Origin of the sequence: Methanocella sp. MCL-LM (assembly GCF_049676595.1) — an archaeon.
Classification (GTDB): Archaea; Halobacteriota; Methanocellia; order Methanocellales; family Methanocellaceae; genus Methanocella_A.
This window is the reverse complement of sequence record NZ_CP187259.1, coordinates 75012-92778: the sequence shown is the minus strand read 5'-3', so window position 1 is coordinate 92778 and position 17767 is coordinate 75012. Positions and strand designations below refer to the sequence as shown.

Genomic DNA, 17767 nt, shown 5'->3' with positions numbered 1-17767 from the left:
ATCAGTATATAGCTGGAGAGTTTTGGCCACATACTTCAAATTCTTTCTCTGTATGCTACGCAAAAGTATAGCCGCTATGCGGCGAAAGTTTCCATGCATTGCATTGGGGAGTTTACGGGTCCTACAAACTAATTTTCGCCATAGTGAACATTACTCTGGCAGCCGCAGGCTCATAATACTTTCAGCGTGCGCCGCACGCGCAAACCATTAGATACATGGATGCCAATTAAGGTACAATGACACCCGTATCCCCCGAACTTACGCCAGAGGCGAAGCTCTTCAAGCTCCAGCGGATCTTGCGAGAGCTGGGCAGCGTCCTCATAGCCTTTTCCGGGGGAGTCGACTCCACCTTGCTGCTGAAGTGCGCCGTGGACACGCTGGGCGCCGACAAAGTGGTAGCTGTGACGGCCATCTCAGAGATCACCCACCGGGAAGATGTTGACGACGCCGCTATGACCGCAAAGGACCTTGGTGTCCGCCACGTCATCGTCCGGTCCGACGAGGTCGAGAACGCGGACTTCACCGCCAACACCCCCGAGCGGTGCTACATCTGCAAACGGGGCCGGTTCGCTAAGCTGGTACAGCTGAAGGAAGAGCTGGGGCTGGACTACATCGCGGACGGCTCGAACACCGACGACGCGGCGGACTACCGCCCGGGCGAAAAGGCCATGAAAGAGTTCGGAGTCCGCAGCCCCCTCCGGGAGGCAGGGCTGTACAAAAGCGAGATCAGAGAGCTGTCCCGGCTGATGGGCCTGCCGACGTGGGATAGCCCGTCCCGGGCATGCCTGGCTTCCCGCATTCCCTACGGCACCTCGATTACCGCTGACCGGCTCAGGATAGTGGCCGAGGCCGAGCGGTCCCTGCACTGCTTCGGGTTCACCCAGCTCAGGGTCCGCTACCACGGCGACGTAGCCCGGATAGAAGTGCCTGACTCCGAGCTGGAGAGCGTCCTCAAGTTCAGGAACGAGATCGTCGAACGGGTGAAGAAGGCGGGCTTTACCTACGTGGCGCTCGACCTCGAAGGCTTCCGCACCGGCAGCCTGAACGAGGTCCTCAGGGGGCAATAACCATGAAAATCCTGTATATCGACTGCTTCTCCGGCGTCAGCGGAGACATGTTTCTTGGAGCGATGGTGGACATGGGAGTGCCTCTGGACGTACTGTCCCGGGGCCTGGACACGCTGGGCCTCCCGGGGCTGAAAGTCACTGCGGAGAAGACCGTCAAGAACGGCCTCGCAGCCACAAAAGTAGATGTCATCGTACCCGATACGGCAGAGGAACGGCACCTCTCCGAGATCATCGGCATCATCGACGGCAGCGACCTGCCCCCGGAAGTGCGCAAGCTCTCCCGGGCCATTTTCAGGCGGCTTGCCGCCGCAGAGTCCAAAGTGCACGGCATCCCGGTCGAGCAGGTCCACTTCCACGAAGTCGGAGCGCTGGACACCATCGCCGACGTAGTAGGCGCCGCCATCTGCCTCCGGGAAGCGGACATCGAAGAAGCTTACGCTTCCCCGATCAACGTGGGCAGCGGCTTCGTCAGGAGCGCCCACGGTATGCTGCCCGTCCCCGCCCCTGCCACCCTCGAAATTCTCTCCGGCATCCCCGTATACTCCACGGGCATCCAGGCCGAGCTGGCCACCCCGACAGGCGCAGCAATCCTCGCAGAAGCCTGCAAAGGCTTCGGCCCCCTGCCCCCGATGAAGGTGGAGAAAACCGGCTACGGTGCAGGCACCAAAGAACTCGACACGCCCAACCTGCTCCGGGTCATCTCCGGCGAACGCCTTGAGCATAGACCACACCGGCACAAGGGGCACTACGAACACTGACCGATTACTGTTTTAACCACAAAGGCACAACGCTACTTTATGAACCACGGCGGCACGGCGACACGGAGACCGTGGGACCCACAACAACCAGATGGTAAATTGAACCACGGCGGCACGGCGACACGGAGACCGTGGGACCCACAACAACCAGATGGTAAATTGAACCACGGCGGCACGGCGATACGGAGACTATTGCGACTTATTAACAGGCTACTCTTTTTTAGTCCACGGCGGCACGGAGACAGCGCATTAACCAAAAACTGTACTGACCAGATGTTTCAGTATGTCCTTATGATCACGTGACCGGTAAACTACTTTATATTGTGATTCCTGGTTTCTCCATTATAGTAACAATAGACGGATTGCCTCCGTGCCGTCAGCCCGCCGTGCCGCCGTGGTTCAATAAAAAAGAGTTGCTATACGGGTACGGGTTGTCTCCGTGCCGCTGTGCCGCCGTGGTTAGAACCACTGCTCTCCAGTTGTCAGGATAAGGGACCGTGCCGCAATGGTTTAACCAGCCCGCCGTTGTGCTTTAAAAATGTTACCGGCTCTTCTGCTGCTGGCCTGCCATCATTTTGCCCAGCTCTTGTTGGAGTACGCCCACAACATAGGGTGCGGCGAGTGCCAGAAGCTGGGAGACCATGTTGCCCCCTCCGCCGCCTTCCTGGACGGTGATGTTGTGGTGCGCCGGGACTTCCCTGACCACGACTCTTGGGGTGAACATTCTGATCAGCTTGAACGCGACCACTCCTGTTCCGACGGCGGCGGCCGTCGTCATGAGGGGATGGTCTCTGATCGTGCTCGTTGCGGGCCGGATCAGGTCGTGCGGCGCCTGGGTCACTGTCTTTTTCAGCCTGCCGAAAGACTGGCCGATCAGCGCTTCGGTGAGGCGGATGTCCTCATCGGTCACCTTATGCTTTGCCACTTGTCACCAGCTCCGTAGTCCTGGGCGTCTTCAGGATCAGCACCCTGGAGAATAATACATATGCGATGATTGCTGCCAGCACTATCGCGATGACGCCGATGCCGAGCAGCGCTGCCCAGAGCGGTATCATCGTAGAAATGAAGAGAATGGATCCGACCACTACTGACAGAGCGCCCGCAACCAGCAGGGCCGTCAGTACCGACAGGTAGATCAGCTGCCTGATCAGAAAGTCGAACGGGTCGAAGACGTAGTGCTGTAAGTACAGATCCGTCTTCTGGCGTATGTACAGATCCAGGTATTTGACCAGATCGGCGAACTCCTGCTCCACTGATCCTTTTTCTGCTGCTGCCGCCGCTGTTTCGCCTGTGGCCTGATCCATGCTCTCCCTCACTCTCTTAGTCGCGCCTTGGTGCCATCAGCGAACCTACCATGAAGCCTATGCCCATGGCGATCATGACTGACGCTAACGGATGCTCGACGATAAATGTCTCTACTGGTTCCACTTTCCGGTCTACTTCAGCCTTCAGCTGTGCGGTACGGGCCTCAATGTCGTCTATGATGGCCTTAACCTCATCGCCCCGGGTTCCGAGGTCGGCTTCCCTGAGCTTTCTGGCAGCCTCCACCAGTGCGTCAGCCGTATGCGCTTTCATGCTATCAGCCTTAGCCACCGTGGTATCGACAAAATGCTCTGCCTTTACCGCCGCCTGTGCTTTAGCATGCGGGGTAGACGTGGTAGTACCGATCATTTGTTCTACATCTTCCGCCATATCGATCAACATTAAATTATATTAAGGTAATAATATAATAATGTTTTGTTACCGTTTGCACGGCCAGCGGTCAAGGTATATGAGAATAGGGCGGCGCAGGCTACTTATTTGCCCTGGCGCCGCATGGCGGGCTCAGCTCTGCTTCGAGCTCTGCACCGTTTCCATCATGGCATCGAGGGCAGCCGACAGGGTCGCCTCGTTGCCGAACTCTTTCACTATTGCTTCGAGCTCCGCCCGGGACAGGCTCTTCATCTCTCCGGCGAGCTTCAGCATGTTGGGTATTGCTCTGACGATGTTGTCGACAATAGTCACGGTGGCCGTGCGGGCCGACCGGGAAAGGGGATTCAGGTCTACGACGATGACCTTCTTGTCCATCTTCACAAGCGCCTCGCACCGGTCCCCGTCCTCCAGCGGCACCAGCACCACGTCCGCCGTGAAAATCCCCTCCGAGGAGGCTTTCGCCCGGTCGTGGGACAGGCCCGGGATAAGCCGGTCCGGGTGCTCACCGTAAAGGCGCTCGCAGCCGCTTGCTCTCAGCACCGCAGCGATCTTGCCAACTCTTTCCTCGGTCCGGTGGAAGAGGTTGACCTCCACGCCGGCGTTCACTGCCTTCGCCAGCCTGACCATCTCCGGCGCCGCCAGCGCAGCCGCGTTGCCGTTAACCGAAACGACCGGGTTCCGCGCCAGCAGCAGCATGGCTACCGCCGCCTTCTCGGCCCCAAGCGCCGACACAGTCGTTTTCTCCCCGAGCAGGTAGTCGAAAGCCTCACCCCGCCCCTGCGCGATGAGCCCCTGCATACTCGTGATGCCGTCCCGCACGCCCTTCACCAGCATCTCCCTGGTCACCAGGGACTGGTACCGCGGATGATCTCGTGGAATGTCGGTCATTGTAAGTAACACCTGTAAGCAGAGGCTGATCAGGGCTGCATCTACCAAATATCTATCGTGAAGATAATTGCACCATCCCGGCGCCGGGCCGCCTTGTTCTAAGTCCTCAAAGGCGCAGCGACGTAAAGACTTATAGTCACGTCCATTATCGATTAGCTCAGACTCTCTGTGCCAGATGAACTAGTAGGTCAGGGAGGTACTGAGAGGTAAGCGAGGTGGTCTGGAGGTACCTGGAGGTCGGGGAGACTTTCAAAGTGGGAGGTCAGGGAGGAGAGGGAGGTCTGAGAGAGGTTATGTGAGGTACCCGGAGGCTGAAGAGGGTTAACTATATTGAAAGTTATCCTCTCTGACCTTTCCACACTCCCGAACCTCCTCTCTGACCTCCAGCCCTCTCTAACCTCCCAGCTTGAAAATCCTCCCGAACCTCCCGGGAACTCCCTGGCCTCCATTTTTCACAGGCTTCACTTGAAACCTATTCTTATCAGCTATATCATACGCTTGCATATTAAGCCCGCGATAAAAAAGCTTAATATGGCCCGCTGATATAAGTTCCATCGCTAAGAGGGCGGGTATAGTGTTCGACAAGCTCAGGGAAGCGCTGAAGGGAAAGGCCGCAGCAGCGCCGGCGAAGGATGTACAGCCACAGCCTGTGAAGGAGCGCAGCCAGATCGAAGCTCCCCTGGCCATACCTTTTACCGACTCTACGATCGATATGGGTGGAGAGCGCATCCGGCAGCCCGACATCCTCAAGGGCGACGTGGACCACGCTGGCCATCTCCGTATCCTGGCGAGGAACGACGAGGAAGCCGGCAAGCTGTGCATCGACGCGCTGGCGGCGTCCCGGGACCGGAAGACGGTCCACTACGGCACCGACGACATCGCCGGCTACCTGTCTGGAAAGGGCGAGCTGGAGATCCTGACGCTGACCAAGAACGGCGACACGTTTGCCGCATATCCCCTGTTCCCGGTGGGCAGGCCGACTCCGGCGAGGATCACCCAGATCACCGAGTGTAACAATACGTATGAAGGCCAGCTCGAAGTCTGGCTGAACGACGGCACGGTCACCTTTTTCGATTCTTTATACTTCAGGAACCGCAACTCGTACTACCCGGGCAAGGACGTGCGGGTGCTCATCTCGGGCATCGCCTACGTGCTCAGCAAGGTCCGGACTCAGTCGCAGGCTACAAAAGCGGCTGCGGACGAGGTCCTGGTCCGGTACGAGAACGGCGACGTGGACGACTACGTTTTCAGAGGCGTTGTCGAGGGCATAAAGGACACAACAGTCTTCGGCAAGAAAGCGGTGATCCTCAAAACCACCGCCCGGGCCGGACCCGATTCAGCCCCGTTCGAGCTGTACCTCTGCGCTACCTCCAGCGCCATCTCGGAGAAGATTTCCCCGGGCGACTACGTGAGCGGCATCATCTGGCTGCAGGGTTTCGTCGTTTAATAACCAGCGACTCGACAATACGAACGCTGCGCTGTGCCAGGATCACAGATTACGACAGATGCCACAGATTGCACAGATGGCTATTAAATTTTGGGGATGATAAGCTACCCTTCCTTTTAATTGGTTCGTATCTGTGAAATCTGTGCAATCCGTATCAATCTGTGACCCTGGCACAGCGCAGCGTTCGTTTACCGTTACGCTTCGTTCCCGGCCTCGGCCGATGTTGATATGAAAAACCTTATACAGACATACTTATATAAGACTACGACAACAACAAACGCGATTCACTATCATTTTCCCGCGAGGACATCATATGGATTTCAAGGCAATCGAAGAAAAGTGGCAGAAGCGCTACGATGAAGCGAAGGTTTTCGAGCCGGTGGTGGAGCCGGGCAGGCCTAAGTACTTCATCACATTCCCATACCCATACATGAACGGCTACTTCCACATCGGCCGGGCCTTCAGCGGCATCCGGGCCGAGGTCATGGCCAGGTACAAGCTCATGCAGGGCTTCAACGTCCTGTTCCCGTTCGGGTTCCACTGTACAGGAACTCCGATCGTCGCGGCGGCGGAGCGCATCGCCGAGGGCGAGAAGAAGCAGATGGACATCCTCCGCAAGATGGGCATCCCCGAGGAGGAGATCCCGAAGTTCGCAGACCCCGTATACTGGACTGAGTTCTTCCCCCGGGAGACAAAGAAGGACCTGAAGCGCATCGGCGCAGCGGTCGACTGGTCCCGGTCGTTCATCACCACCTCGCTGAACCCCCCTTACGATCACTTCATCCAGTGGCAGATGCGTAAACTGAAGGCTGGCGGCTACATCGTCATGGGCGAGCACCCCGTCGTGTGGTGCCCCCGGTGCAAATCCCCCGTGGGCGACCACGGCCGCCTTGAGGGCGAGGGTGTCACCCCAGAGGAGATCTACCTGATCAAGTTCAGGGTCGGAGACGATGCTATCCTGCCCTGCGGCACATACAGGCCTGAGACCACCTTCGGCGTCACCAACCTCTGGCTCAACCCCGAGGTCACCTACGTCAGGGCTAAGGTCAACGACGAGGTCTGGATCGTCTCCGAGGACACGATCGGCAAGCTGGAGAACCAGAAGTTCGCCGTAACCATACTTGAGAAAGTGCCCGGCAAGACGTTCATCGGCCAGAAGGTCCTCAACCAGGTCACCGGCACCGAGATACCCATTCTCCCGGCGACCTTCGTCGACCCCGGCGTCGGCACAGGGGTAGTCATGTCCGTGCCCGCCCACGCTCCGTATGATTACGCCGCGCTGAGAGACATCGAGAACGACCCGAAGAAGTTCGGCCTGGACGAGAGCGTCATCAGCGGTATCAAGCTCGTCAACCTCATCACCATCGACGGCTACGGCAAGTTCCCCGCCAAGGAGATCGTCGAGGGCATGAACATCAAGAACCAGGACGACCCCAAGCTGGAAGAGGCGACGAAGGAGATCTACAAGAAGGAGTTCCACACCGGCATCCTGAACGAGAACACGGGCAAGTACAAGGGCAAGAAAGTCATGGAGGCCAAGATGGAGCTGGTCTCCGACTTCGTGCACGCCGACAAGGCCGACGTGTTCTACGAGCTGCCCGAGCCGGTCGTCTGCCGTGATCTGACCAGGTGCGTGGTCAAGATCGTCTCCGACCAGTGGTTCCTCAACTACAGCAACCCCATCTGGAAGGCGCAGGCCCACAAGGCCCTGGATCAGATGAAGCTCTACCCGGAAAAAACCAGGAAACAGTTCGACTACGTGCTGGACTGGCTCAAGGACTGGGCGTGCACCAGAGAGTACGGCCTCGGCACCGAGCTGCCCTGGGACAAGCGCTGGGTGGTGGAATCGCTATCCGATTCCACGATCTACATGGCCTTTTACACCATTGCCAAGTACCTCGAGAACCCGGAGTACGGCATCAAGCCAGAACAGCTGACGGATGAGTTCTTCGACTTCGTGTTCCAGAACACCGGTAAAGTCGACGAAGTCTCGAAGCACACCGGCATCAGCAAGGACCTGCTCAACACGTGCAAACAGGAGTTCGAGTACTGGTATCCGTTTGATTTGAGGAACAGCGGCAAAGACCTCGTGCAGAACCACCTGTCCTTCTGCATCTTCAACCACACCGCCCTGTTCCCGGAGAAGTACTGGCCTAAGGGCATGAGCGTCAACGGCTTCCTGCAGCTGGATGGCCAGAAGATGTCCACCAGCAAGGGCAACGTGCACACGCTGCGGCACATCTGCGACCAGTATGGCGCCGACGCCACCCGGATGACCCTCATGTACGGCGGCGAAGGCCTCGAGGACCCCAACTGGGACAGCGAGTTCGCCCGCAACGCCGGCCCGAGGCTGACCCAGTGGTACGACTTCGCCATCGAGAACTACGGCAAAGGCCGGGACGACGAGAAGTACATCGACCGGTGGCTGGAGTCCATGACGATCAAGACCCTCAAGCTGACCAGGGAATCCATGGACAACATGGACTTCCGCTCGGCCATCCAGAGAGGATACTTCGACATGCAGCGGTACCTCAAGTGGTACATCAGAAGGTCGCCTGTGCCGAACAAGAAGCTCATCAGCTGGTTCATCGAGGCGGAGACCAAGATCCTCGCCCCCTTCTGCCCGCACGTGTGCGAGGAGATCTGGGAGAAGATCGGCGGCCAGGGCTTCGTCGCCAAGGCACCGTACCCGTCGTGGGATGACTCCGTGCCCGTGGACGAGTCCATCGAGAAGTCCGAGGACTTCATCCGCAACGTCATCGAGGACATCCAGGAGATCGTCGAAGTGGCTCAGCTCAAGGAGGCCAAAGAGGTGTTCATCTACACCGCCGACGAGTGGAAGTACAAAGCACTGCAACTGGCATCCGGCAAGAACATGGGCGACGCCATGAAGGACGTGATGGCGGATGCTGAGATGCGGAAGCAGGGCAAGGAAGTCAGCAAGTACGTCGGCAAGGTCATCAGCGAGCGGCTCGTGTTCAGCGGCGTTGACGAGAAGGCCGTCCTCGACGAGGCAAAGGACTTCGTTAGTCGCGAGGTCGGGATGACAGTGACAGTCAACCCGGAGACTGATCCTGAGAACAAGAGGCGGCATGCCATACCGGGCAGGCCCGCCCTGTTAATCAAGTAAGGCGGTATTCGGGGTAGGGGCATTACGTATTGCTCCTGCCCTTTTCTTTTCATGCGTATTCCAGACGATATCGAGGAGCTGGTGCTTGCCTTCATGGAGCCCGAGAAGAAGAATGGGCTTATGCGAATGAGCCGTGCGGAGATCGACGAGCTCATTATGAGGGAGATAGCTTGCGCCGTCGAGCCTGGTTTTCTTGAGAAGAGCCCGGACAAGGACAGCTTTCCCTATCGGGTGACGCCCAGGGGCCGGGAGATCCTGCAGATGCTGGCACCTTGCAAGAGGAGCGGCCGGTGAACTTATAGTTTATATGACTGGTGCTCTATGGCCGTACTTTTCTCCTTTTTTCCGTCGCTATCTACCGATAGATTTATAAGATATGTGGCACTATGAAGTGCTGGATTCTACACATTAGGGCACGTAGATCAGGGGTAGATCGCTTCCTTGGCATGGAAGAGGCCTCGGGTTCAATTCCCGACGTGTCCATAAGATTTTTGAGGGGCTGTCGGGGAACTTTCTAAAAAAGTTCTCCTGACTTGCGACATGAAAGCAAGCCCGAAGGCACTTTTTAGAACAAGTTTTTGAGGGGTGACGAGGGGGCTTTTTGTCAAAAAGCCCCCTAACACTAATCATCAAAAAGGGCTGTTTACTGCTTCAGTTTATTTCTTTTTGATTCGCAGATCAGCAGCAGGACGACTATTAATCATCAATAGTTCCCTTCGCGGGTCGACGCCCGCCCTGATGGGCGTGCTACTCCGGCTTTTCGGGTGCTACGATGTCCGGGCCGGACTCGCACCCTCGCAACGAAAACCCGGCTGGCGCTTCGCAGCCGCCGGTTACATTGCTTCGCAAGTCCTAAGCGACGCCACTTCATAGGCGTCCATTACCCGGCCATCTCCGCATCCGGCTGATGCCGGACTGATGCCCGAAAAGCCCCCGTCGACCGCATTATTGATCGGCATTTGCCCGATAAGCCTATAACACCAATTGCCCATATCTTACTGGATTAGAATGGCCAGCACTAAAGAACAAAGTTCTGCCCTTGTCGAGCAGCTCAAACACTACGACGGAGTTATACCTTCCTGCGGCGTTTTCTGCGGCGGCTGTCCTGTCTACGTGCGGGATAGAAAGCCATGCCCTGGCGCATCGCTGGCCGACCGGTGCGGGCGTTGTAAGACGTTCCACCTCTGCTGTGCGGAAAGAGGAATTACCCACTGCTATCAGTGCGAAACTTTGCCGTGCAGAAAGTTCAAGGACTTCGCGAAGCGGTGGGAGAAGTACGGGCAGAAGCTCATCGAAAACCAGATCCTGATGAAAAGTGTAGGGCCCGAATCCTTTCTTGATTTGTGGAACGAAAAACTGGCTGACATATAGTGTCCGGCTATGGCGGGGGATATGCGGTCGGCCCTCCGAGGGTGAGTTCGTACCTCATAATATCCCTTTTATAGTATTTTACCGGTATCTCGAACGATTCTGTCCCGTTGCTTTCTACGAAAACAGTCTGGAACCACGGCTTGGTAGACTTTGTTATTACAGTTCCGACGCTCTGCCCGTTTATATCATAAACTGTGGGCATGATGGTGATCCAGCTGTCGCTGGCACCGTCGTTTCTTATCGTTCCCCGGATGACTGCGCAAGGCTCTCCCTGTATGTAGTAATAATGGTCCAGGACGTAGAATAGATATGTATCTTCGAACCTTTCGTAGCTGAGATTGGAATCGATCAGGTAAATCTGGGTTGAGCCAATATACCCCGGCGCCGGTCCTGAAACGTTCAGCTCCTGCTGCATTAAGGCTTCTTGTTGTACAGTCAATAAAAGTGCCATCCCTAATGCTGCAATTATCGCTACCATGATGGCCAGGAGTTTTATTTTATCCACGGCTTATTATCTCGTTTTATTCAATAATAGCTTTTCGAGCATGCCTCTCCCGGGACCACATAATGTATTTCAACCATAGGCAGTTTTATCAGTATACCTACCATGAGCGATTTTGGCCATGACACTCCCGAACTCGCAGAGCGCTACGACCTGATCAGCGACAGCCAGCTCGAGAAAGGCGGCCTGTTGATTCGTCGCATGGGCATCGAGGCCGGCAACAGAGTTCTCGACGTCGGCTGTGGCACCGGCCGGCTTACCTTGCTTGTCTCACAAACAGTGGGGCCATCCGGCTTCGTGCTTGGCATCGATCCGTCAGAGCACCGTATTAAAGCGGCATGTGACAAGCTTACATCGCATGAGCCTCGCAACGTGCATTTCGGTGTCGGTATCGCCGAGGATCTGCACAGCCTGCCCGATTCCGCCTTCGATCACATCTACTATTCCTCCGTCCTCCACTGGGTAGTCGACAAGCCCGCCGCTCTCCGGGAGGCTTTCCGTGTCCTGGCGCCCGGGGGCAAGATCGGGATCACGACGGCCGACCGGGATAATCCGCAGACTCTCCAGGCTATCACAAGCCGGGTGTTCATTAAAGCCCCCTACGCCGGGCAGGTGAGGCCCGAAGCCGACGCCCGTCAGCCTGTGAGCCGGGCCGAGCTTGTCGCTCTCCTGAAAGAGGCCGGCTTCCAGAACATCGAGGTCGAGCTCCACGAGCGAAAGCGGCTACATCCGACTGCAGAAGACGCCCTGCAATACGCAGAATCGACTTCTACCGGCAGGTTATTCAATCATGTCCCCGATAGCCTGCGGGTCCGGGCCAGGCAGGACGTCGCCGAAGAACTGGAAAAGACGAGAACGACTGAGGGCATCCCGGTGTCTAACAGCAGCCTGCTTGTCGTGGCGATCAAGCCTCAGTTATCTCCTTTAACCTCCTGACCTCCTTAAACCTCTTTTTTTAAAACCCTCCTTTAACCTCCTTGTATCTCCTTTAACCTACCTCACATCCTCCTGTACCTCCTTAATCCTCTACATTTTGCTATTCCACATGACCCGGAAAGGTTTGAGGTTTAAGGAGGCACTGAAGGTTAAAGGAGGCAGGTTTAAGGAGATACATGGAGGTCAGGGAGGAGTTTTAAAAGGGAGGTTTAAGGAGGTAAAGAGGTTAAAGGAGATGGTAAGCGAATCATTATCAGATCCACTTCCACCTTTTCGCAAGAATGAGTATGACGACGTCTATGATCATGAAGGTCGCTATCAGCGCGTATCCGAACGCACTGCTGCCGTAGGCTGGTATCATCAGGAGGGTCCCGCCCAGCAGGACGGCGAAGATGATGGCGTTGAGTAAAATAATCGTATTGACGTTCATCCTGATGTTGAGCACGGGGATGAACAGCGAATATATCGTATACGGGAAGCTGGCGAGGACGATGAGCTTCATCAGCTCCAGCCCTTCGAGGTACCGGGGTCCGAAGAAGCCCATGATGGCAGGGCCGAAGAGGAATAAGAAGATGGCGCCGGGGACGAGTATCGAGTACACAGTCAGGCCAGCTTTGATGAAGTTCTTCTTCAGGTTTTCCCCGTAGACGCCTTCCACGAAGAAGGAGGTGCTCAGGGATATGGGGATCTGGAGCAGGAAGTTGCCCAGGGTGTAGGCGATGTAGTAGATGGCGGCCTGCGCTTCGCCTAACTGCGCTGATATGATGAGGGGCACAGACAGGTAGGCGGCGTTGTAGAGGATGCTGGCCACGTAGTTGCGGGATGAGGTCCTGAAGCTGGTTTTGATGAACTCGAGGTCTATCCGCAGGTTGATCCTTACGACCTTCTGGAGTATCCAGGCCACGAAGACGAACGCTACTATGTATGACAGCACGTTGGCGCTGAAGATGCCGAAGAACCCGAAGGCCGCCAGCAGGAACAGCAGAGGTATCCTTGACAGGTATAGTAGGTTCTGGATGAACGTGTATTTCGCGTCCCTCATCGCTATGAAGGTCTGGGTGGCGACGGTGCCGGCTGCACCAGTGCCGACGAAGACGAGGAAGACCAGGATGTACTGCCAGTTGAGTAAGCCGGCGATGTCGGGAGAGATGTACCCGGCAGCTGCCACGTACAGTATGCCCAGCACCAGGGCGGTGGAGACCATGACCACCATCGAGGTGTTAAACGCCCTGGTCTTGTCGTAGTGGTGGAAGTAGCGCAGGAGTGATATGTCGAAGCCCATGCTGGAAAAGGCGAGGATCAGGGACGCCGCGGATATCAGGACAACCGCATTGCCCACGTCGTTGACCGAGTAGTACCTCGCCGCTATCGCCCAGAAGATGAAGCCGGTGGCCACGCCCAGGGCTTTGTTCGCCACCATGAAGAAGGAGTTCTTGAAAAACGGGTCGTTCAGGCTGCGCTTTATTCCCCCTATGTAGTGACTGACAACCGTGCTCATGCTATGTATCAACAAATATAATATATGACTAATTATATAATACTAACACAAGGGGTTCAAGGCCAGTGGCCAGACGTACTGCCTCAGGGTAGGTTAATCCTGCAGCTCATATAATTTGCCGTCCGGCAACTATCCCGTCTATGGCTTAGTCGGTCCTCGGCTACGCATAAAGTGGCCTACCACCAAAATATTAAATAACAAATTATTAATACGATTAGAATAAATTTGTTTCGGGGTTTGATTCGCATATACGCCAATCGTTATTACTGGCTTGTATCAGAAATAATCGGGGAACGGGGCATCATTTTCCTGCTTAAGTACACGCTTGCCATATATGTGGACATGGTCATGAGAATACTGTACCAGGTATACTCTTACGCATACTCCATACTATTTAAAGCGCCGTTGATCTACGTCATCGGTGACAGCCATTCCTGGGCCTTTAAAAACCAGAGGTCTTTCATCATCAGAAATATCGGGCCTGCGACAGCGTACAATCTCGTCAACCGCAACAGCACTATCCAGTCGTACCGGAAGCTGCTCAAGGCGGTAGAGAAGATCGACCGTAAGAAAGACTACGTCATTCTCACCTTCGGGGAGATCGACTGCAGGGTGCACTTCTATAACCAGTACATGAAAAACAACGGTAAAGTATCCATGGATAAGCTGATGGATACGACGATCGAAAACTACGGCCAGGTCCTCAGCGAGCTGAGAGCCCGGGGAGTCAACTTCCTGGTCTACGGCGTGCTTCCCGCCGCCCGGGATGTCGTCCGCTACCCGCCGTACGCTACGAAGAAGATCAGGGAAGAGGTGGTGAACAGCTTTAAAAGCAACTACCATTACCAGGCTTCTCCCGAAATGCGCAGCTACATCAACCGCCGCTTTAACCAAAAGCTGAAGGCGTACTGCCTGGCTCACCAGTACAAGTACCTGGACATCTATCCGGTAGTGGCGGATAAGCAGGGCTTTGTCAGGGACGAGTTTGTGGCTGACGAGATCCACGTCAACGGGCGAATCATGCCGTACGTTAAAGAGATGCTCAAAAAGGAGTGCAATCTCCTGACCTGAGTCGCGAAGCTTACCCGGGACGGGCAGCAAACCCTTATGTGCAAATATTAACAAAACTACAACACATGAACCATGGGGTTCAGCTGGCGAAGGGCTATAACCTGTTTTTGATGGTGATGTTAGCCGTCCAGTTCGTCATCCTCGTGGGTATCATCATCGCTCTCGCCTACCTGGGGACAGGCAGCATCATTTCGATTATCACCGTCGTGTCGGTGGTATCTCTCGTCGTGCTCTGCCTGCCGCTCGCTATCCTTCAGTACCTCTCGAGCCGGGACCGGGTGCTGAAAATCCTCTTCGCGGGGCAGGCAATCGTCTTTTTGCTGGGCCTGGTTTCGGTGTTCTTCTGGTACCTGGCCCCGGAGCTTCCAGGCCTGCCCTGGCTACTGGACTTCGCCAAGTTCCTGACCCTTCTGACCTACGTGCCCATGCTTCTGTCCTTACTGGCTGCATCAAAAGCCAGCGACTTTAAAAGGGAGCCTTATACCAAGGCAGCAATCCTTTTCCTCAGCGCGGTCTCGGGGCTGACTGTGCTCGTCGTTGCCACGGTCGGCTTCGGCAGGGCCGGCGCTGACCTGTTCAGCACCTTGAACTACACTGGCTCGGTCATCTTTGACATTGCAGTGCTGGCGCTGACGTCGATGCTGATTCTCACCCACCTGCCGGGCAAGCTGCGATACCTCCTCTCCATCATCATGATCACGTACATGTTCAGCACGGTCGCCGATGTCCTCATGCTGATGGACGGCCTGCGCCTCCTCGCCGCCTTCGACCTGGCCAGCCTCGGGTACGCCCTCATGATCAACTTTACCGGGCTGGCCTTGCTGGCCTACTCGCTGGGCAACATCAAGGTCGTCACCGTGGAGGAGGTGTCCAGGAAGCTGGACGACGTCACCCTGCTCATGTCCGACCTCGTCGAGCAGTCGCCGCTGGCCATCTGCATGTGCGACACAGCCGGCACCATCGTGACGGCAAACGATCGCTTCCTGGAGATCTGCGGCCTGCGCCGCCCGGAGGTGACCGGCAAGCTCGGCATCCTGCAGGCGCTGCCGGAGGCGGGCGTAGCCTTACCCTCACTTGCGGCACAGGCTGCCGGGATCGATACTGCCACAGTGGACGGGCTGCGGGTTGAAAGAGCCGGGAAAGCCCCGGCCTACTTCCGCTTAAAAGTGTTCCCAACCCGCGGCTCGGAAGGCCTTGTCAGCCACATCGTTGTTATCCTGGACGACGTCACGGAGCGGAAGGCGTTCGAGGATCAGCTGGTCTGCGCTAAAAAACAGACCGACCTGTACGTTGATCTGATGGGCCACGACGTCAACAACATGAACCAGATCGCCATGGGTTTCCTGGAGCTCGCCGAAGAGAAAATCCGGCAGGACGGACAGCTCCGGAAGGACGATCTGTTCCTCATATCGAAGCCGATCGAGGCCCTGACCCACAATTCCCGCATCATCTACAACATACGGAAGCTGCAGCAGGAGAAAGCCGGGGCATACCAGCACGAGCCGGTGGACGTGGGCCGGGTGCTCGCCGGCCTGGCCTCCCGGTACTCCGGCATCGCCGGGAGAGACGTCAGGGTCAGCCTGCGCACCGGGGAAAACTGCACTGTCATGGCCAACGAGCTGCTCGGGGAAGTGTTCGACAACCTCGTCGGCAACGCCGTCAAGCACACAGACGGGCCTGTCTGCATCGAGGTAACGATGGCTAAGATTAAGGCCGAGGGCCTGGATTGCTGCAGAGTGACCGTCGAAGACAACGGGCATGGCATCGCTGACGAGATGAAGGGCAAACTGTTCGACCGGCTAGCCCTTGACTGCAAGAGAGCCAGCGGCAGCGGATTCGGCTTATGCCTCTCCAAAATACTGGTCGAGGACTTCGGCGGCCGGCTCGAGGTGGAAGACCGGGTACCGGGCGACTATACAAAAGGGGCCAGGTTCGTGGTCACGCTGCCGCTCATCGAGGCTTCTTAGCACCGCTGCCGCTCAGCTCCTCAACCGTGTTCGCTATGCGGCGGGCTCTGGTCTCCTCTTTCTTCCCCTCAGCTATCCACTCGACGTACTCCCTCTTATGGGAGTACGACAGCTTCTCGAAGGCCGCTCTCGCCTTCTCGTTGCCAGTCAGAGCCTGCGCCAGATCCTCCGGCACTTCGACAACCCTCGGTTCATCGTCGACCTCCATGGTGACATTCACAAGATCGCCCGGCCCTTTGTCTATGGCCTCCCTGATCTTCTTTATTACACCCATGTAATAGACGCCGCCGTATGGGTGGATAGACCCCCGGTAGGGCATTCCGTCGATGGTGCAGCGCACTTTCACCTGGCCCTTTTTTCCGAACGCCTGCTGCACGTCAAAGGGTATTCTGATGCCTACTCCGCCGCTCTCCTCGTCCTTGATCAGCGTTGCCTCGAACTCCTGGCCAGCCATAAAATATGCATTGTCCGGGCTTCGCCAAAATGCTTGCGGACCATATCCCGGCGGGCTGTCGGAGAGCGAGTCACGCTACTTATATCTTATAGGCTTACCGATCTTCAGCTATGATAGACAATGAGGTGACCTTTAAAGTCCTCGGCTACATTCACACGCCCTTCACGGACCCGGATCATACGCCCATACAGCCTGTGTTCAGCACAGCCCCCGGGACGGTCGAAGTCCTGCCCGAGTACGCCCCCGGCCTCAAAGATCTCGAAGGCTTCTCCCACCTTATCCTCATTTACTACTTCCACAAGGTCAAGGGCTATTCCCTGCTGCAGAAACCTTTTCTCGATAACAGCCAGGAGCGAGGTATCTTTTCCATCCGACACTTCCGCCGGCCTAACCCGATCGGGTTCTCAGTGGTGGAGCTGCAGGGCGTGAACGGCAACGTGCTCGAAGTAACCGGCATCGACGTGCTCGACGGGACTCCGCTGCTGGACATCAAGCCTTACATCGAGCAGTTCGACTGCCGGCACGGAGTAAAGAGCGGCTGGGCGCAGGGCGTCGATAAAACTGGAAAGGCCCACACTCCTCACGGGCTGCGGGATTAGGCACCCCGTCCTCAGGAGTAGTACCCGGTATCTACTTTTTCTTTCCCTTGAGCTTCTTGATCATCTCTTCAACCTCTTCAGCGCCCTCGTCGTAATGCGCTTCCTCGTCCGGGGCCAGCTCCTTGAGCAGGCGCAGGAATTCCCCGGCGTGGACCAGCTCTTCCTCAGCGATGTCCTGTAAAACGGCGATGGCCAGCTTATTGTCAGTGGACTCCGCGAGCTGCAGGTACAGCTGCACCGCCTCGTACTCCGCGGCGATGTCGAAGCGGATAGCCCTCTTGAGCTCTTCGTCTGTCAGCTTCCGGCTGGCTTTCATGCCCGAAAAATTATGGCTGAACTCTGGCATTCTTTCTCCTCACCGGGAAATTACTATCACATTGTTTATAT

At 56.4% G+C, this 17767-nt stretch carries 19 protein-coding genes and 1 tRNA gene; 11 read left to right on the top strand and 9 right to left on the bottom strand.

Translation table 11 applies throughout. The features are described 5' to 3' along the window. Window positions 1-236: 236 nt before the first annotated feature. Complete coding sequence (gene larE, locus ACPLPM_RS00485; RefSeq protein WP_424358272.1) at window positions 237-1067, top strand: ATP-dependent sacrificial sulfur transferase LarE; 831 nt, start codon at window positions 237-239, stop codon at window positions 1065-1067. A 2-nt stretch (window positions 1068-1069) separates the two neighbouring features. Beyond that, window positions 1070-1825: a nickel pincer cofactor biosynthesis protein LarC gene (gene larC, locus ACPLPM_RS00480; protein ID WP_424358271.1), complete on the top strand. Its 756-nt coding sequence runs from the start codon at window positions 1070-1072 to the stop codon at window positions 1823-1825. Between the two features lie 541 nt (window positions 1826-2366). Here larC and ACPLPM_RS00475 read toward each other — a convergent pair. The 5 genes from ACPLPM_RS00475 to ACPLPM_RS00455 all read right to left on the bottom strand — a co-directional run bounded on the left by ACPLPM_RS00475 (window position 2367) and on the right by ACPLPM_RS00455 (window position 4854). Next, on the bottom strand, window positions 2367-2750 hold the full coding sequence (locus ACPLPM_RS00475) for a hypothetical protein (protein ID WP_424358270.1): 384 nt from the start codon (window positions 2748-2750) through the stop codon (window positions 2367-2369). Then, entirely contained in the window at window positions 2737-3129 is a 393-nt protein-coding gene (locus ACPLPM_RS00470) for a hypothetical protein (RefSeq protein WP_424358269.1), read from the bottom strand. Before ACPLPM_RS00470 ends, ACPLPM_RS00475 begins: the two co-directional genes overlap by 14 nt. Before the next feature lie 16 nt (window positions 3130-3145). Then, window positions 3146-3529 (bottom strand): hypothetical protein, encoded by a 384-nt coding sequence (locus ACPLPM_RS00465; RefSeq protein ID WP_424358268.1) that lies wholly within the window; start codon window positions 3527-3529, stop codon window positions 3146-3148. Between the two features lie 120 nt (window positions 3530-3649). Beyond that, on the bottom strand, window positions 3650-4405 hold the full coding sequence (locus ACPLPM_RS00460) for a 4-phosphopantoate--beta-alanine ligase (RefSeq protein ID WP_424358267.1): 756 nt from the start codon (window positions 4403-4405) through the stop codon (window positions 3650-3652). Between the two features lie 188 nt (window positions 4406-4593). Then, entirely contained in the window at window positions 4594-4854 is a 261-nt protein-coding gene (locus ACPLPM_RS00455; protein ID WP_424358266.1) for a hypothetical protein, read from the bottom strand. 125 nt (window positions 4855-4979) lie between these two features. On the opposite strand from ACPLPM_RS00455, the gene ACPLPM_RS00450 reads away from it, so the two are divergent. The 5 genes from ACPLPM_RS00450 to ACPLPM_RS00430 all read left to right on the top strand — a co-directional run bounded on the left by ACPLPM_RS00450 (window position 4980) and on the right by ACPLPM_RS00430 (window position 10353). Continuing rightward, the gene (locus ACPLPM_RS00450) at window positions 4980-5852 is read left to right on the top strand and encodes a hypothetical protein (RefSeq protein WP_424358265.1); all 873 of its coding nucleotides are present in this window, start codon (window positions 4980-4982) and stop codon (window positions 5850-5852) included. A 313-nt stretch (window positions 5853-6165) separates the two neighbouring features. Then, the gene (gene leuS, locus ACPLPM_RS00445; RefSeq protein WP_424358264.1) at window positions 6166-8982 is read left to right on the top strand and encodes a leucine--tRNA ligase; all 2817 of its coding nucleotides are present in this window, start codon (window positions 6166-6168) and stop codon (window positions 8980-8982) included. A 51-nt stretch (window positions 8983-9033) separates the two neighbouring features. After that, window positions 9034-9276 (top strand): hypothetical protein, encoded by a 243-nt coding sequence (locus tag ACPLPM_RS00440; RefSeq protein ID WP_424358263.1) that lies wholly within the window; start codon window positions 9034-9036, stop codon window positions 9274-9276. Between the two features lie 117 nt (window positions 9277-9393). Continuing rightward, window positions 9394-9465: transfer RNA gene (locus ACPLPM_RS00435), tRNA-Ala, on the top strand. A gap of 525 nt (window positions 9466-9990) precedes the next feature. Continuing rightward, window positions 9991-10353, top strand: coding sequence for a DUF3795 domain-containing protein (locus ACPLPM_RS00430; RefSeq protein ID WP_424358262.1), 363 nt, complete (start codon window positions 9991-9993; stop codon window positions 10351-10353). Between the two features lie 7 nt (window positions 10354-10360). Here ACPLPM_RS00430 and ACPLPM_RS00425 read toward each other — a convergent pair whose 3' ends face one another. Further along, window positions 10361-10858, bottom strand: coding sequence for a hypothetical protein (locus ACPLPM_RS00425; protein ID WP_424358261.1), 498 nt, complete (start codon window positions 10856-10858; stop codon window positions 10361-10363). A 102-nt stretch (window positions 10859-10960) separates the two neighbouring features. On the opposite strand from ACPLPM_RS00425, the gene ACPLPM_RS00420 reads away from it, so the two are divergent. Next, on the top strand, window positions 10961-11791 hold the full coding sequence (locus ACPLPM_RS00420; RefSeq protein WP_424358260.1) for a class I SAM-dependent methyltransferase: 831 nt from the start codon (window positions 10961-10963) through the stop codon (window positions 11789-11791). Between the two features lie 253 nt (window positions 11792-12044). Here the strand turns inward: ACPLPM_RS00420 and ACPLPM_RS00415 are convergent, their stop codons facing one another. Continuing rightward, the gene (locus ACPLPM_RS00415; RefSeq protein ID WP_424358259.1) at window positions 12045-13289 is read right to left on the bottom strand and encodes a lipopolysaccharide biosynthesis protein; all 1245 of its coding nucleotides are present in this window, start codon (window positions 13287-13289) and stop codon (window positions 12045-12047) included. A 237-nt stretch (window positions 13290-13526) separates the two neighbouring features. Between ACPLPM_RS00415 and ACPLPM_RS00410 the strand changes: the two genes are divergently transcribed. Together ACPLPM_RS00410 and ACPLPM_RS00405 are read left to right on the top strand one after the other, a co-directional pair. Continuing rightward, window positions 13527-14360, top strand: coding sequence for an SGNH/GDSL hydrolase family protein (locus ACPLPM_RS00410; protein WP_424358258.1), 834 nt, complete (start codon window positions 13527-13529; stop codon window positions 14358-14360). 65 nt (window positions 14361-14425) lie between these two features. Further along, window positions 14426-16327, top strand: a complete 1902-nt coding sequence (locus tag ACPLPM_RS00405; protein ID WP_424358257.1) for a PAS domain-containing sensor histidine kinase — start codon at window positions 14426-14428, stop codon at window positions 16325-16327. Here ACPLPM_RS00405 and ACPLPM_RS00400 read toward each other — a convergent pair. Beyond that, a complete protein-coding gene (locus ACPLPM_RS00400) occupies window positions 16311-16781 on the bottom strand; it encodes a YdeI/OmpD-associated family protein (RefSeq protein ID WP_424358256.1) in 471 nt (156 codons plus the stop codon). The two genes, ACPLPM_RS00405 and ACPLPM_RS00400, sit on opposite strands and share 17 nt — an antisense overlap. A gap of 110 nt (window positions 16782-16891) precedes the next feature. On the opposite strand from ACPLPM_RS00400, the gene tsaA reads away from it, so the two are divergent. Further along, window positions 16892-17380, top strand: a complete 489-nt coding sequence (tsaA, locus tag ACPLPM_RS00395; protein WP_424358255.1) for a tRNA (N6-threonylcarbamoyladenosine(37)-N6)-methyltransferase TrmO — start codon at window positions 16892-16894, stop codon at window positions 17378-17380. Window positions 17381-17411: 31 nt separating this feature from the next. Here the strand turns inward: tsaA and ACPLPM_RS00390 are convergent, their stop codons facing one another. Beyond that, the gene (locus ACPLPM_RS00390) at window positions 17412-17726 is read right to left on the bottom strand and encodes a ferritin family protein (protein WP_424358254.1); all 315 of its coding nucleotides are present in this window, start codon (window positions 17724-17726) and stop codon (window positions 17412-17414) included. Window positions 17727-17767 lie beyond the last annotated feature (41 nt).

Coding starts and splice junctions, on each gene's coding strand:
- larE (WP_424358272.1), top strand. CDS start 237: ATGACACCCGTATCCCCCGAACTTACGCCAGAGGCGAAGCTCTTCAAG.
- larC (WP_424358271.1), top strand. CDS start 1,070: ATGAAAATCCTGTATATCGACTGCTTCTCCGGCGTCAGCGGAGACATG.
- ACPLPM_RS00470 (WP_424358269.1), bottom strand. CDS start 3,129: ATGGATCAGGCCACAGGCGAAACAGCGGCGGCAGCAGCAGAAAAAGGA.
- ACPLPM_RS00465 (WP_424358268.1), bottom strand. CDS start 3,529: ATGTTGATCGATATGGCGGAAGATGTAGAACAAATGATCGGTACTACC.
- ACPLPM_RS00460 (WP_424358267.1), bottom strand. CDS start 4,405: ATGACCGACATTCCACGAGATCATCCGCGGTACCAGTCCCTGGTGACC.
- ACPLPM_RS00455 (WP_424358266.1), bottom strand. CDS start 4,854: ATGGAGGCCAGGGAGTTCCCGGGAGGTTCGGGAGGATTTTCAAGCTGG.
- leuS (WP_424358264.1), top strand. CDS start 6,166: ATGGATTTCAAGGCAATCGAAGAAAAGTGGCAGAAGCGCTACGATGAA.
- ACPLPM_RS00440 (WP_424358263.1), top strand. CDS start 9,034: ATGCGTATTCCAGACGATATCGAGGAGCTGGTGCTTGCCTTCATGGAG.
- ACPLPM_RS00430 (WP_424358262.1), top strand. CDS start 9,991: ATGGCCAGCACTAAAGAACAAAGTTCTGCCCTTGTCGAGCAGCTCAAA.
- ACPLPM_RS00420 (WP_424358260.1), top strand. CDS start 10,961: ATGAGCGATTTTGGCCATGACACTCCCGAACTCGCAGAGCGCTACGAC.
- ACPLPM_RS00415 (WP_424358259.1), bottom strand. CDS start 13,289: ATGAGCACGGTTGTCAGTCACTACATAGGGGGAATAAAGCGCAGCCTG.
- ACPLPM_RS00405 (WP_424358257.1), top strand. CDS start 14,426: ATGAACCATGGGGTTCAGCTGGCGAAGGGCTATAACCTGTTTTTGATG.
- ACPLPM_RS00400 (WP_424358256.1), bottom strand. CDS start 16,781: ATGGCTGGCCAGGAGTTCGAGGCAACGCTGATCAAGGACGAGGAGAGC.
- tsaA (WP_424358255.1), top strand. CDS start 16,892: ATGATAGACAATGAGGTGACCTTTAAAGTCCTCGGCTACATTCACACG.
- ACPLPM_RS00390 (WP_424358254.1), bottom strand. CDS start 17,726: ATGCCAGAGTTCAGCCATAATTTTTCGGGCATGAAAGCCAGCCGGAAG.